The sequence below is a fragment of the Streptomyces luteolus genome (assembly GCF_029968015.1).
GTDB classification, from domain to species: Bacteria; Actinomycetota; Actinomycetes; order Streptomycetales; family Streptomycetaceae; genus Streptomyces; species Streptomyces luteolus.
The window spans coordinates 92401-105890 of sequence record NZ_JASCIS010000021.1; the positions used below are offsets into that span (position 1 = coordinate 92401).

The window sequence follows — 13490 nt, forward strand, 5'->3', positions numbered from 1 at the left end:
GGGGTTCGGGGCGGAGCCCCGGCGGGGGGCCGGGGGCGGGGCCCCCGCGAAACCCTTAGCTCTTGCCGTCGGCCGCGCACTCCGCACACGTACCGAAAATCTCCACCGTGTGGGCGACGTTCACATACCCGTGCTCCGCCGCGATCGCGTCGGCCCACTTCTCCACCGCCGGTCCCTCGACCTCGACGGCCTTGCCGCAGACCCGGCACACCAGGTGGTGGTGGTGCTCGCCGGTGGAGCAGCGGCGGTAGACCGACTCTCCGTCGCCGGTGCGCAGCACGTCGACCTCGCCGGCGTCGGCGAGGGACTGCAGGGTGCGGTACACCGTGGTCAGGCCGACCGAATCGCCCTTGTGCTTGAGCATGTCGTGCAGCTCCTGGGCGCTGCGGAACTCGTCCACCTCGTCCAGGGCAGCCGCCACGGCGGCTCGCTGCCGGGTCGACCGGCCGCGTACGGGCGCTGTCACTGGGACCTCCTCACGTCGCTGCCGGGCCATTGTGCCAGGTCGGCCCGGAACGTAAGGCATGCCTTACGTCGACGGCGTCGCGGGCTGCGCCGCTCCGGCCCGGTGAGGGCCGGGGTGCGGCTCAGACCTTGACATTGTCCTCCGTCCGCCGAGCAGGCGGAAGCGTGCACTCCAGGGCGTCCGTAACCTCCGCTGCCTCGGCGGCCGCCCTGCTCCGCGCCCTCCTGCGGGCAAGCGGCGCCGCGAGCAGCGCCAGGACGAGGAAGACGGCGACGGCGAGCAGCACGATCGCGGCACCGGACGGCGCGTCCACGTAGTACGTGGCGGCCGTGCCGGTCAGGGACACGGTGACGCCGATGGTCATGGCGAGCGCGAGCGTCGTGACGAAGCCGCGCGTGACGCGCTGCGCCGCCGCGACCGGGATCGCCATCATCGCGCTGACGAGCAGCAGGCCCACGATCCGCATGGCGACCGTCACGGTCACCGCGGCCGTCACCGCGATCAGCAGGTTGAGCAGCCGCACCGGAAGCCCGGTGACCCGCGCGAACTCCTCGTCCTGGCAGACCGCGAACAGCTGCCGCCGCAGCCCGAGCGTGATCGCGACGACGAACGCCGCGAGGACGCAGATGGCCGTCACGTCCTCGGGCGAGACCGTGGTGATCGAGCCGAAGAGGTACGTGTTGAAGCTGGCCGTCGAGTTGCCGGGCGACAGGTTGATGAGCATGACGCCGCCGGCCATGCCACCGTAGAAGAGCATCGCGAGCGCCACGTCACCGCTGGTGCGGCCGCGGGAGCGGACCATCTCCATGCCGACGGCGCCGAGGATCGCGACGAGCGTGGCCATCCACACCGGGCTGGTGTTCATCAGGAAGCCGAGCGCGACACCGGTCATCGCGACGTGCCCGATGCCGTCACCCATGATCGCCTGGCGCCGCTGCACCAGATACGTGCCGATGGCGGGCGCCGTGATGCCGACGAGCGTGGCGGCGATCAGCGCCCGCTGCATGAAGTCGTAGTTCAGGATCTCCAGCATCAGGTCAACAGCCCCGTCCGGATCGGCTCGACGGCGTGCGCCGCATGCGGATGTACGTGGTCGTGGCCCGGCAGGGCATGCTGGCCGACTGCCTTCGGGGGCGGGCCGTCGTGCGTCACGCAGCCGTCCCGGAGCACCACGGCACGGTCGATCAGCGGCTCCAGGGGCCCGAGTTCATGCAGCACGAGCAGTACGGTGACGCCGGCGGCGACCTGTTCGCGCAGGGCGCCCGCGAGCACCTCCTGGTTGGCCAGGTCGACCCCGGCCATCGGCTCGTCCATGATCAGGAGTTCGGGCTCGGCGGCCAGGGCGCGGGCGATCAGGACGCGCTGCTGCTGCCCGCCGGAGAGGGCGTTGACGGAGTCCTTGATCCGGTCCGCCATGCCGACGAGCTCCAGGGCGCGCAGCACGGCGGCCTTGTCCCCGCGGCCGGGCAGACCCAGCTTCGTACGGGCGAGACGGCCGGAGGAGACGACCTCGCGGACGGTCGCCGGGACACCGGAGGCGGCGGTGGTGCGCTGCGGCACGTACCCGATCCGGGACCACTGGCGGAAGCGCTTCAGGTCGGTGCCGAACAGCTCCAACGAGCCGTCGCTGAGGGGTACTTGGCCGACCACCGCGCGTACGGCGGTGGACTTCCCGGAGCCGTTGGCGCCGAGCAGGGCGACGACCTCGCCGCGGCGCACGGTGAGGTCGACGCCGCGCAGCACGGGGCGCGAGCCGAGGGTCGCCCTGGCTCCCGTGAGGGATATGACGGGTTCGCGGCCCTCGTTTTCCTGTTCCTGGGTGTCCATGTGCGCCTCCGCTGCCGCTGTAAGCGATGTCACTTCGCGCCGAGCGCTGTCTTCAGGGCGGTCAGGTTGGCGCGCATGACCTCGATGTAGTCATCGCCCTTCGACCGGTCCGTGATTCCCTCCAGCGGGTCCAGGACGCCGGTCTTCAGGCCGGTGTCCGCGGCGAGGGTCTTGGCCGTCTTGTCGCTGGCGAGGGTCTCGAAGAAGATCGTGGAGACCTTCTCCTCCTTGGCGACCTGCTGCAGTTCCTTCATACGGGCGGGGCTGGGCTCGGCCTTCGGGTCGATGCCGGTGACGCCCTCCTGGTCCAGGCCGTACCGCTCGGCGAGGTAGCCGAAGGCGGTGTGCGAGGTGATGAAGGTCTTCGTCTTCGTGTCCTTCAGGCCGTCCTCGAAGTCCTTGTTCAGGCCGTCGAGCTTCTCCACCAGGGCGGTGGTGTTCTTCTTGTAGTCCGCGGCGTGGTCGGGGTCGGCCTTCTCCAGGGCCTTGCCGACGCCCTTGGCGGCCTCGGCGTACTTCACCGGGTCGAGCCAGAAGTGCGGGTCGGTGGCTTCACCCTCGCCGGATGCTTCCTCGTGCTCGTGGCCGTGCTCCTCGTGACCGTGCTCCTCCCCGTGGCCGTGCTCCTCCTCGTGACCGTTAGCGTGGTCGTGGCCGTCGCCCGAGGAGTGCAGGTCGAGGTCGGTGAGGCCGGCCGCGTCCACCTTGTTCGCGACGGAGGACTGCTCTACGGCCTCGTCCACGGCGGGCTGCATGCCGCCGAGGTAGAGGATCATGTCGGACTCGCCGAGCTCGGCGATCTGCCGGGGCGCCAGCTCCAGGTCGTGCGGCTCGATGCCCGGCTTCGTCAGGGCGTCCACGCTGACGTGCTCGCCGCCGATCTCCTCGGCGAGGAACTGCATCGGATAGAACGACGCCGCCACGTCGAGCTTCCCGCCGTCCTTGCCGTCGGCGGCGTTCGAGCTGCCGCAGGCGGAGAGGGCCAGCAGGCCGAGGGCGGCGGCGGGGACGGCTATTCGGGAGCGTCGTACGTTCATGACACTCATTTTCATCAAAGATGAGAACGATTGTCAATAAAGGTCAGGCTGGTGCATAGCGCGTGCAGACAGGGACCGATTTGGCCCGGAGGTGGGCAGCGCCGGTAACCTGAATCAATTCGATGCCGTCCGTACTGAAGAGAGCACCGTGGCCGCCGACAAGATCGACACCATCGTCAGCCTGAGCAAGCGCCGTGGCTTCGTCTACCCCTGCAGTGAGATCTACGGTGGCCAGCGTGCCGCCTGGGACTACGGGCCGCTGGGCGTCGAGCTCAAGGAGAACCTCAAGCGCCAGTGGTGGCGCTACATGGTCACGTCCCGCGAGGATGTCGTCGGTATCGACTCGTCGGTGATCCTGGCGTCCGAGGTCTGGCAGGCCTCCGGTCACGTCGCCACCTTCACCGACCCGCTCACCGAGTGCACCTCCTGCCACAAGCGCTTCCGCGCGGACCACCTGGAGGAGGCCTTCGAGGCCAAGCACGGCCGCGAGCCCGAGTCGCTCGCCGAGGTCAACTGCCCCAACTGCGGCAACAAGGGCCAGTTCACCGAGCCCAAGCAGTTCTCCGGCCTGCTCGCCACGCACCTCGGCCCGACCCAGGACTCCGGCTCGGTCGCGTACCTGCGGCCCGAGACCGCCCAGGGCATCTTCACCAACTTCGCCCAGGTCCAGCAGACTTCGCGCCGCAAGCCGCCGTTCGGCATCGCGCAGATGGGCAAGTCCTTCCGGAACGAGATCACTCCGGGCAACTTCATCTTCCGCACCCGTGAGTTCGAGCAGATGGAGATGGAGTTCTTCGTCAAGCCGGGTGAGGACGAGAAGTGGCAGGAGTACTGGATGGAGCAGCGCTGGAACTGGTACACGGGCCTGGGTCTCCGTGAGGAGAACATGCGCTGGTACGAGCACCCGTCGGAGAAGCTCTCCCACTACTCCAAGCGCACCGCCGACATCGAGTACCGCTTCTCCTTCGGCGGCTCCGAGTGGGGCGAGCTGGAGGGTGTCGCCAACCGCACGGACTTCGACCTCTCCGCGCACGCCGAGGCCTCCGGCAAGGACCTCTCGTACTTCGACCAGGAGGCCGGTGAGCGCTGGACTCCGTACGTCATCGAGCCCGCGGCCGGTGTCGGCCGCGCCATGCTGGCCTTCATGCTCGACGCGTACGCCGAGGACGAGGCGCCCAACGCCAAGGGCAAGATGGAGAAGCGCGTCGTGATGCGCCTCGACCCGCGCCTGTCGCCGGTCAAGGTCGCCGTCCTGCCGCTGTCCCGCAACCCGGAGCTGTCGCCGAAGGCCAAGGGCCTGGCGTCCGCGCTGCGGCAGAACTGGAACATCGACTTCGACGACGCCGGCGCCATCGGCAAGCGCTACCGCCGCCAGGACGAGATCGGTACGCCGTTCTGTGTCACCGTCGACTTCGACACCCTCGACGACAACGCGGTGACCGTGCGCGAGCGCGACACCATGAAGCAGGAGCGCGTCTCCCTCGACCAGATCGAGGGCTACCTCGCGGCCCGTCTGATCGGCTGCTGAGCTCCCGCGACGTCTCGCTGAAGGCGCCGGGTCCGTATCTGTACGGGCTCGGCGCCTTTCGCGTACGCGGAGCTTCCGTGCGCACAACGACCCTGCAACGTAAGCCTGTTGATGTTGCTCCTGTTGCAGACTGGGCGGCGCACGCAGATCGGCCGCCCCGTACGCGAGTGCCAGGAGGCACGGATGCCGTCCACGCAGCCCGAGAGGGCCATGCAGTCCAGCAAGGTCAGCCGCTGGGACCAGCACGGCCGCGAACACATCGTCCGCGTCAGCAGGTCGGGGGTGCAGCGCGCCCTCGTCTGCGAGACGTGCGACTGGCGGAGGCGGGCGCAGTTCCTGCCTTGGCTGAAGGCGGAGGAGCATCTTGCGGAGGCGCACCAGGCGACGGTCAGCCCGTAAATCAGCCCGTCTGGGGGCACCTCCCGGCCGGAGGCTGGGGGAGTTTGAGGACGAGGCCGCAGGCCGACGGAAGCGGGGGCCTGGGGCGGCAGCCCCGGTACCGAGCCCCGTACGACCCGAGCATCAACCCTGCCGAAGCCCGCGCAGCAACAGTGCGCACACTTCGCCGAACTGCTCCTCGATGCCCTCCCTCGACCACATGCCCGCGTGCCGCGGATCGTGGAACAGGGCCGTCGCGACGAACACCGCTCGCGCCGTCACCGCGGGGTCGCCCGTCGCGAACTCGCCTGTGCGCGCGCCCTCTTCGACGATCACGGTGAGCTGCCCGACCAGCTCGTCGATGTGCTGGTCGACCAGGTCGCTCAGCTCGCCGGTCAGTACGGAGTACGTGGCGAACAGCTGCGGGTCGTCGCCCGCCTTGCGGCGTTTGGCCGCGAACAGCTCCGAGAGCCAGCGGCGCAGCTTCGCCGAGGCGTCCCCCGGCCCGTCGACCACCTGGGCGAGGCGCTCCGTCGTGCGGTCCAGCCAGCGCTTCGTCACGGCCTCCCGCAGCGCCGCCTTCGTACGGAAGTGCCGGTAGACGCTGCCGTGGCTGACGCCCAGCTCCCGGGCGACGTCGACCACCGTGGCCTTCGCGGGGCCGTGCCGGCGCAGCACGTCCTCGGTGACTTCGAGGATGCGTTCGGCGGTCAGGGGTGCGGAGGGTGCCATGGGGTCGACGGTACCCGCAGGCGGGACGGGGGAACGAGGCGCCCGCGACGACGGACTGACAGATGACAAAATTTGAAATCTGTCAGTCACCGTGTCATCGTGGAGGTCCGCCCACTCCTCATGGAGCACCCCTCATGGAGTTCGAAGGAGCCCCCATGCGCACCCGCACCCTCGGCACCACCGGCCCCCAGGTCTCCGCCCTCGGCCTCGGCTGCATGGGCATGTCCGCCCTGTACGGCGAGGCCGACCGGACCGAGTCCGTCGCCACCATCCACGCCGCCCTGGAATCGGGCGTCACCCTGCTCGACACCGGCGACTTCTACGGCATGGGCCACAACGAACTGCTCATCAACGAAGCCCTGCGCAGCGCCGCCCCCGAGGCCCGCGAACGCGCCCTCACCAGCGTCAAGTTCGGCGCCCTGCGCACCGTCGAGGGCGGCTTCACCGGGTACGACGGCCGCCCGAACGCGGTCAAGAACTTCGCCGCGTACTCGCTGCAGCGCCTCGGCACCGACCACATCGACATCTACCGGATCGCCCGCGTGGACCCCGACGTACCGATCGAGGAGACCGTCGGCGCCATCCAGGAGCTGGTCGACGCCGGGCATGTGCGGCACATCGGCCTGTCCGAGGTCGGCGCGCGGACCCTGCGCCGGGCCGCCGCCGTGGCGCCGATCTCCGACCTGCAGATCGAGTACTCGCTGATCTCCCGCGGCATCGAGGCCGAGATCCTGCCCACCGCCCGCGAGTTGGGCATCGGCGTCACCGCGTACGGCGTGCTCTCGCGCGGCCTGATCAGCGGCCACTTCAGCGCCGACCGGCAGTTGGCGCCCGGCGACTTCCGCGGCATGAGCCCGCGCTTCCAGGGCGACAACCTGCGGCACAACCTCGACCTCGTGGACGCGCTGCGGAAGGTCGCCGAGGTGAAGGGCGTCTCGGTCGCGCAGACCGCCATCGCCTGGGTGCTCGCCCAGGGGCCGCGCCACGACACGGCCATCGTGCCGCTCGTCGGCGCCCGTACCCGGACCCGTCTCGACGAGGCCCTCGGCGCTCTGGACGTCACGCTCGACGCGTCCGACCTCGCGGCGATCGAGCAGGCCGTGCCGGCGGACGCGGCGGCGGGCGAGCGGTACCCGGCGGCGCAGATGGGCCACCTGGACAGCGAGCGCTGACCGCCGCCCGGAAAACCGGGTGCGCTCCCGCGTCGGCCTCCGCTACCGTCGCGGCATGTTCTTCCAGCTTCCGCTCTACGAGTGAGAGCGCGCGGGCCGAGATCCCGCCCCTCGCCACGCGTCGACGAGTCGACACCCACCTTTCACCCGTGAACGGGAGCACGCATGGCCAAGAGCCGTAACAACCTGCTCGGCGTCGGCGGACAGCGCAAGAAGCTGTCCCGCACCGACGGACAGGGCGCCGCAGCGGACAGCGCGGCCGACCGCAGGACCGCCGCCGAGAAGAAGCAGGAACTCCTCCGCAAGATGCGCGAACGCGCGCAGTCTGCTTCGTAGTTCATCGCGCGCAGTCCGCTTCGTAGTTCATGCGGTCTCTGCCGATGGTGAGCGATCACTCACCGTCGGCAGAGACCGGCCCCGGAGGGGCTGTCTCAGGGGCGCGGGGCTGTGACATCAGCGGCTCCCCGCGGGGCGCGACCAGCCACGACGGCGCCGCGGCCGAACGACGGCACCGGCACGAGCGGACTGCCCCCGTGTCGCCTCGTCCAGCTGCTGCGCCGTCCGTGCCGCCGTCGTACGGGCCCAGCGTCCGCTGGTGAGCGCGCCCACCGCGAATACGCAGAGGCCGCACCCGGTGATGATCCACCAGGCGGGCCGGCTCGCCGCAACGAATCCGGCCCCGCCCGGCCCGGCGAGGCCGGAGGCAAGGACCGCGCCGATCACCGCGACGCCGAGGGTGCCGCCGATCTGCCGGCTGGTGGAGGCGACCGCGGCGGCCACCCCGGCCTGGGCGCGCGGCATCCCGGCGACGGCGGTGTTGGTGATGGGCGCGTTGACGAAGCCGAAGCCGAGCCCGAACAGGACGTAGCCGAGGACGAGCGTGACGTCGGAGGTCTCCGCGTCGAAGGCCGCGAAAAGCACCCCGCTCGCGCTCATCGCCACTCCGGCCACGAGCAGCGAGAGTCTCGGCCCACGGCTGCCGACGAGCCGCCCGGACAGCGGTGCGCACAGGAACGTCAGGGCCGCCATCGGCAGCATCCACAGGCCCGCGTCCAGCGCGCCGAGTCCCCGTACGTCCTGCAGGTACAGCGTCGACAGGAACAGGAAACCGGAGAGCGCGGCGAAGGCGCAGACCGCGATCACGGTGGCGCCGCTGAACGGTGCGCTGCGGAAGAACCGCAGGTCGATGAGGGGTTCGGCACGCCTGGGCTCGTAGATCAGGAGCCCGGCCAGGGCGAGCGCGGCGACCGAGGCGAGCAGCAGTGTCTCGGGCGAGGTCCAGCCGGCGGCGGGCGCCTCGATGATCGCGTACGTCAGGGAGCCGAGCAGCGCCACGACCAGGAGCTGGCCGACCGGGTCGGGGCGGCGGGGCTTCGGGGCGCGGGACTCGGGGACGTACCGGATGGTCAGGAGGAGGGCCGCGAGACCCACCGGCAGGTTGATCCAGAAGATCGAGCGCCAGCCGACCGTGTCCACGAGCAGCCCGCCGACCAGCGGACCTGCCGCCATGGATATGCCGACGACGCCGCCCCAGACACCGATCGCGCGGGCGCGCTCGCGCGGTTCGGTGAAGGTGTTGGTGATGATCGACATCGCCACCGGGTTGAGCATCGAACCACCCACCGCCTGCACCGCGCGGAACGCGACAAGCGACTCCAGGTTCGGCGCGAGCGAGCAGAGCACCGAGCCGAGCGTGAACAGGACGAGCCCGGCCTTGAAGACCTTGCGGCGCCCGATCCGGTCGGCCGTCGACCCGGCGAGCATCAGGAGTGAGGCCAGGACCAGGGTGTACGCGTCGATCGTCCACTGCATGCCCGCCACATCGGCGTGCAGGTCCTCGCGGATCGAGGGCAGGGCGACGTTCAGGACGGTGTTGTCGAGGCTGACGATCAGCAGGCTCATGCAGCAGATGGCGAGGATCAGCAGCCGTCGGCGGGCGGTGGGGGCGGTGGGCTCCTGGGTGAGCTCGTGGGGGGTCGGCTCGGGCATGGGTTCCATGCTACGTCTCACTAGTACGGCTAACTAACGAGTATCCACAGGCGGACCGGGACCGGGCTTCGGTACGCGACAATGGGGGGCATGACCACGCTCGCCCAGGGCGCCCAGGAGCAGCCCGCCACCGTCCTCGCCGTCGGACCGCACACCGTGCAGCCACCGGTGGTGCTCGCCCCCATGGCGGGCATCACGAACGCGCCGTTCCGCACGCTCTGCCGCGAATTCAGCGGCGGCAAGGGCCTGTTCGTGAGCGAGATGATCACGACGAGAGCGCTGGTCGAGCGCAACGAGAAGACGATGCAGCTGGTCCACTTCGACGAGACGGAGAAGCCCCGCTCGATCCAGCTGTACGGCGTCGATCCCGTCACCGTCGGCAAGGCCGTCCGCATGATCGCGGAGGAGGGCCTGGCCGACCACATCGACCTCAACTTCGGCTGCCCCGTGCCCAAGGTGACGAGAAAGGGCGGCGGCTCGGCCCTCCCGTACAAGCGGCCGCTGCTGCGCGCGATCCTGCGCGAGGCCGTGACCGGCGCCGGGGACCTCCCGGTCACGATGAAGATGCGCAAGGGCATCGACGACGACCACATCACGTTCCTGGACGCGGGCCGGATCGCCGTCGAGGAGGGCGTCACGGCCATCGCCCTGCACGGCAGAACGGCCGCCCAGCACTACGGCGGCACGGCCGACTGGGACGCCATCGCCCGCCTCAAGGAGCACGTCCCGGAGATCCCGGTCCTCGGCAACGGCGACATCTGGTCGGCGGACGACGCGCTGCGCATGGTCCGCGAGACGGGGTGTGACGGCGTGGTCGTGGGCCGCGGCTGCCTGGGCCGGCCGTGGCTCTTCGCCGACCTCGTCGCCGCGTTCGAGGGGCGCGAGGACCGCGTGCGCCCGACGCTCCGGGTGGTCGCGGACGCGATGGTGCGGCACGCCACGCTGCTCGGAGAGTGGATAGGGGACGAGTCGCGGGGCGTCATCGACTTCCGCAAGCACGTCGCCTGGTACCTGAAGGGGTTCGCGGTCGGCTCCGAGATGCGCAAGCGCCTGGCGATCACCTCGTCGCTGGCCGAACTGCGCGCGGGGCTCGACGAGTTGGACCTCGACCAGGACTGGCCGGACGGCGCGGACGGCCCCCGCGGCCGCACGTCGGGCAACAACCGGGTGGTCCTGCCGGACGGCTGGCTGAAGGATCCGTACGACTGCGCGGGGATCAGCGAGGAGGCGGAGCTGGACACGTCCGGGGGGTGAGGGTTTCTTCGGTCGTAGTGCGGTGCGGGTGGTCCGGGGCTCGGTCTCCCGGGGCTGCCGCCCCGGACCCCGCGCCCTCACTCGGCCTTCGGCCTGGTCCTCAAACGCCGGACGGGCTGGATTGTCGCCCTTCGGCCTGGTCCTCAAGCGCCGGACGGGCTGGATTGTCGCCCTTCGGCCTGGTCCTCAAGCGCCGGACGGGCTGGATTGTCGCCCTTCGGCCTGGTCCTCAAACGCCGGACGGGCTTGATTGTCGCCCTGCGGGCTCGTCCTCAAGCGCCGGACGGGCTGGGTTGCGGGCCGGACGGCTGGATTGAGCGCCGGACCGGCTGGATTGTGGGCCGGACGGGCTGGATTGTGCGCCGGACGGAGTGGATTGTGCGCCGGTGGGGCTGGAATTTCCGGCCTCGATCACCGGGGTGAGTCCGTCGAGCAGCGCCTTGAGGCCGAACTCGAAGAGCACGTCGAGCCGTAGGTCGTAGCCGTTCTCGAAGGAGCCGACCGCCTTCGTGAAGTGCGGGAAGCGGCCCGACTCGGTGAGCTCCCCGAGGACGGGTGCGCGGCTGTCCATCCACTGCTCCTCGGACTGGCCGGTGGCCGCCTCGGCGTGCGCCTCCATCTCCAGGTGCACCGCCAGGCCGTGGACATGGCTGTAGAGCAGGACGTGGATGTCGAACAGCCTGGTCGGATCGAGGCCGTGGCCGTCGAGGGCGCTCAGCATCCACTCGCCGTGCGCCAGCAGATTCGGTACGAGGAGCGGCCGTGTGAGGGAGCCGATCTGGGCCAGCCACGGGTGCTTCTGGTGCAGCCGCCACAGGGTCCGGGCGCCGAGCTCGATCCGGGTGCGCCAGTCCTCGGGGGCGTCCGCCTCCGCCGGGTAGGTCTCCTCGCCGAACGCGGCGTCGGCCATGTGCAGGACGAGCTCGTCCTTGCCCGGCACGTGCCGGTAGATCGACATCGCGGCGACACCGAGCCGGGCCGCGACGGCACGCATAGAGCACGCGGCAAGCCCTTCGGCGTCGGCGATGTCGATGGCGGCGCGGACGATCCGGCCGAGACTCAACTCCGCGTCCGGGGCGGGTCGGTCACGGGCCGCCGCGGCGGTCGGCGCGGCGGGCGCGGATGTGGACGTGGACGTGGGCGCGGACGTGGGCGCGGACGGGGCGGCAGGGGCGACGACCGTGCCGACCCGAGGGCGGGCCTCCACGAGCCCTTCCAGGCGCAGGGTCGTCAGGACCTTCGTGGCGGTCGCGAGCGCGACGCCCCAGTGCGCGGAGATCTGCCGGGTCGACGGCACCCGGTCCCCGGGCGCGAGTTCACCGTCCGCGATACGCCGCCGGATCTCGGCGGCGATCCGCAGATAGGGAGGAGCGCCAGCCGCCCCTGTGGCCTTCGTCACACCCGACCGCCTTTCGCTCCTGTACTAGTGCAGAGGCTAGCAGCGGCGACCGGGCGGCGGGCGTCTTCTGCCCTAGTACAGCGAAGGGAAAGCCCAGTTGAGGGCCGTGTGGGCGGGTCGTACCTTACTCAGGGCGTACACCGTACACACCGCTGAAGGAGCCCTCATGCGAACCGTTCTCGTCTCAGGCGGCGGCATCGCCGGACCCGTTCTCGCGCACTGGCTGCGCCACCACGGCTTCGTGCCCACCGTCGTCGAACGCAGCCCGAGCCCGCGCTCCGGCGGCCAGGCCGTGGACATCCGCGGCGTCGCCCTGCGCGTCGTGGAGCGCATGGGTCTGTCGGAACAGCTCGACCGCGTGCGGACCCGGATGCGCGGCATGTCGCTGCTGGCCCCCGACGGCAAGGAGCTCCACCGCTCCACCGAGGTGGCCTACAGCAGCGGCCGGCTGGACAGCGGCGACATCGAGGTGCTGCGCGAGGACCTGGTGCGGATCGTGTACGAGCGGACGCGCGCGGATGTGGAGTACCTCTTCGGCGACAGCGTCACCGGGCTCGACGAGGACGAGTCGGGCGTACGGGTCGACTTCGCGCACGGCCCGTCCCGCACCTTCGACCTGGTCGTGGGCGCCGACGGCCTGCACTCCACCGTGCGTCGCCTGGCGTTCGGCCCGGAGGAGCGGTTCGTCCGCCACCTCGGCTCGTACGTCTCCGTGTTCGGCGCGGAGAACCTCCTCGGCCTGGACGACTGGCAGGTGTGGCTGCGGGACGGCGACATCGGCTTCGGCGTCATGCCCGTACGCGACAACGCGGAGCTCAGGATCGCCTTCGGCTTCGAGTCCGAGCCGCTGAGCGCCGACCTGCGGACGGCGGAGGCGCTGCGGCGGCGCGTCGCGGAGCGGCTCGCGGCGCTGCCCTGGGAGGAGGGCGCCCGCCTGGCCGAGGCCGCCCGCACGGCGCCGGACTTCTACTGCGACGCCATGGCCCAGATCCACCTGGACCGCTGGTCGCGGGGCCGGGTCGTCCTCCTCGGCGACGCCGGGTACTGCCCGTCCCCGCTGTCGGGGCAGGGCACGAGCCTGGCGCTCGTCGGCGCTCATGAGCTGGCCGCCTGCCTGGCGAGGGCGGGCGGCGATCACGGGGAGGCGTATGCCGCGTACGAGCGTCGTATGCGCCCTTTCGTGGCGCTCAACCAGGCGCTGGCCACCGAGAACGCGGGCGGGCCCGCCTCGGAGGAGTCCGTCGAGCAGGCCAAGAACGCCTTCGCGCTGGACGGCTGAGCCGTGGCTCGGGCGTCCCGCAGCACGTCGGGAAGGCGTCCTCGGGGCGTCCGGGAGGCGTCCGGATCGTGGAAGACGCGCCCCGTTCGAGCCCCGTACGAGCCCCGTTCGGGGCGTGATTCTCGCCACCCTTGATAGGGCTCACGCTCAGATGAGCGGATCTTGATCGTCTGCACCTCTCCAACGCTGGCACTCAGTGCCATCCATTTTCCATTCAAGACTTGAACGCAAGTGAGGGAGAACCCCGCTCATCTGAGCGCCAAATCGGGATCTACGGGGGTAGTCCACTTCGCGCCCTGAACACCGCGCCGCGCGCGACATGACCTGGGCATTACTTTTGATCTGCTGGCGGACGGGTGGTTGCGGCCCTATGACGTCTGAGTGGACGTACCCAGATGCCTTCGATCTGGGTATGTTCCTCGCCGTCAG

The 13490-nt window shown here is 70.5% G+C and carries 13 protein-coding genes; 6 read left to right on the forward strand and 7 right to left on the reverse strand.

The genetic code is table 11. The features are described 5' to 3' along the window. Positions 1–55: 55 nt before the first annotated feature. From QIT00_RS21455 to QIT00_RS21470, 4 genes are all read right to left on the reverse strand, one after another. Entirely contained in the window at positions 56–466 is a 411-nt protein-coding gene (locus QIT00_RS21455) for a Fur family transcriptional regulator (RefSeq protein WP_282536957.1), read from the reverse strand. A gap of 121 nt (positions 467–587) precedes the next feature. Then, positions 588–1496 carry a metal ABC transporter permease gene (locus tag QIT00_RS21460; protein ID WP_282537006.1) on the reverse strand — a complete coding sequence of 303 codons (909 nt, stop codon included), beginning with the start codon at positions 1494–1496 and terminating at the stop codon, positions 588–590. A gap of 2 nt (positions 1497–1498) precedes the next feature. After that, entirely contained in the window at positions 1499–2293 is a 795-nt protein-coding gene (locus tag QIT00_RS21465) for a metal ABC transporter ATP-binding protein (RefSeq protein WP_282536958.1), read from the reverse strand. A gap of 29 nt (positions 2294–2322) precedes the next feature. Beyond that, entirely contained in the window at positions 2323–3330 is a 1008-nt protein-coding gene (locus QIT00_RS21470) for a metal ABC transporter substrate-binding protein (RefSeq protein ID WP_282536959.1), read from the reverse strand. A 148-nt stretch (positions 3331–3478) separates the two neighbouring features. Here QIT00_RS21470 and QIT00_RS21475 point away from each other — a divergent pair, with 148 nt between their 5' ends. Together QIT00_RS21475 and QIT00_RS21480 are read left to right on the forward strand one after the other, a co-directional pair. Then, positions 3479–4858 carry a glycine--tRNA ligase gene (locus QIT00_RS21475; protein WP_282536960.1) on the forward strand — a complete coding sequence of 460 codons (1380 nt, stop codon included), beginning with the start codon at positions 3479–3481 and terminating at the stop codon, positions 4856–4858. A gap of 183 nt (positions 4859–5041) precedes the next feature. Then, the gene (locus tag QIT00_RS21480; protein WP_282536961.1) at positions 5042–5257 is read left to right on the forward strand and encodes a hypothetical protein; all 216 of its coding nucleotides are present in this window, start codon (positions 5042–5044) and stop codon (positions 5255–5257) included. A 123-nt stretch (positions 5258–5380) separates the two neighbouring features. Here the strand turns inward: QIT00_RS21480 and QIT00_RS21485 are convergent, their stop codons facing one another. Next, on the reverse strand, positions 5381–5968 hold the full coding sequence (locus QIT00_RS21485; RefSeq protein ID WP_282536962.1) for a TetR family transcriptional regulator: 588 nt from the start codon (positions 5966–5968) through the stop codon (positions 5381–5383). A gap of 155 nt (positions 5969–6123) precedes the next feature. Between QIT00_RS21485 and QIT00_RS21490 the strand changes: the two genes are divergently transcribed. Further along, positions 6124–7140: an aldo/keto reductase gene (locus tag QIT00_RS21490; RefSeq protein ID WP_282536963.1), complete on the forward strand. Its 1017-nt coding sequence runs from the start codon at positions 6124–6126 to the stop codon at positions 7138–7140. Between the two features lie 165 nt (positions 7141–7305). After that, the gene (locus tag QIT00_RS21495) at positions 7306–7476 is read left to right on the forward strand and encodes a DUF6243 family protein (protein ID WP_282536964.1); all 171 of its coding nucleotides are present in this window, start codon (positions 7306–7308) and stop codon (positions 7474–7476) included. Positions 7477–7593: 117 nt separating this feature from the next. On the opposite strand, the gene QIT00_RS21500 is transcribed toward QIT00_RS21495, so the two are convergent. Further along, entirely contained in the window at positions 7594–9129 is a 1536-nt protein-coding gene (locus QIT00_RS21500; protein ID WP_282536965.1) for an MFS transporter, read from the reverse strand. A gap of 90 nt (positions 9130–9219) precedes the next feature. Between QIT00_RS21500 and dusB the strand changes: the two genes are divergently transcribed. Then, positions 9220–10383, forward strand: coding sequence for a tRNA dihydrouridine synthase DusB (gene dusB / locus QIT00_RS21505; protein ID WP_282536966.1), 1164 nt, complete (start codon positions 9220–9222; stop codon positions 10381–10383). Positions 10384–10612: 229 nt separating this feature from the next. Here the strand turns inward: dusB and QIT00_RS21510 are convergent, their stop codons facing one another. Continuing rightward, positions 10613–11782 carry a TetR/AcrR family transcriptional regulator C-terminal domain-containing protein gene (locus QIT00_RS21510; protein ID WP_349017199.1) on the reverse strand — a complete coding sequence of 390 codons (1170 nt, stop codon included), beginning with the start codon at positions 11780–11782 and terminating at the stop codon, positions 10613–10615. Positions 11783–11948: 166 nt separating this feature from the next. Between QIT00_RS21510 and QIT00_RS21515 the strand changes: the two genes are divergently transcribed. After that, positions 11949–13061 (forward strand): FAD-dependent monooxygenase, encoded by a 1113-nt coding sequence (locus QIT00_RS21515; protein ID WP_282536967.1) that lies wholly within the window; start codon positions 11949–11951, stop codon positions 13059–13061. The last annotated feature ends 429 nt before the right edge of the window (positions 13062–13490 follow it).

Coding starts and splice junctions, on each gene's coding strand:
- QIT00_RS21465 (WP_282536958.1), bottom strand. CDS start 2,293: ATGGACACCCAGGAACAGGAAAACGAGGGCCGCGAACCCGTCATATCC.
- QIT00_RS21470 (WP_282536959.1), bottom strand. CDS start 3,330: ATGAACGTACGACGCTCCCGAATAGCCGTCCCCGCCGCCGCCCTCGGC.
- QIT00_RS21480 (WP_282536961.1), top strand. CDS start 5,042: ATGCCGTCCACGCAGCCCGAGAGGGCCATGCAGTCCAGCAAGGTCAGC.
- QIT00_RS21485 (WP_282536962.1), bottom strand. CDS start 5,968: ATGGCACCCTCCGCACCCCTGACCGCCGAACGCATCCTCGAAGTCACC.
- QIT00_RS21490 (WP_282536963.1), top strand. CDS start 6,124: ATGCGCACCCGCACCCTCGGCACCACCGGCCCCCAGGTCTCCGCCCTC.
- QIT00_RS21495 (WP_282536964.1), top strand. CDS start 7,306: ATGGCCAAGAGCCGTAACAACCTGCTCGGCGTCGGCGGACAGCGCAAG.
- QIT00_RS21500 (WP_282536965.1), bottom strand. CDS start 9,129: ATGCCCGAGCCGACCCCCCACGAGCTCACCCAGGAGCCCACCGCCCCC.
- dusB (WP_282536966.1), top strand. CDS start 9,220: ATGACCACGCTCGCCCAGGGCGCCCAGGAGCAGCCCGCCACCGTCCTC.
- QIT00_RS21515 (WP_282536967.1), top strand. CDS start 11,949: ATGCGAACCGTTCTCGTCTCAGGCGGCGGCATCGCCGGACCCGTTCTC.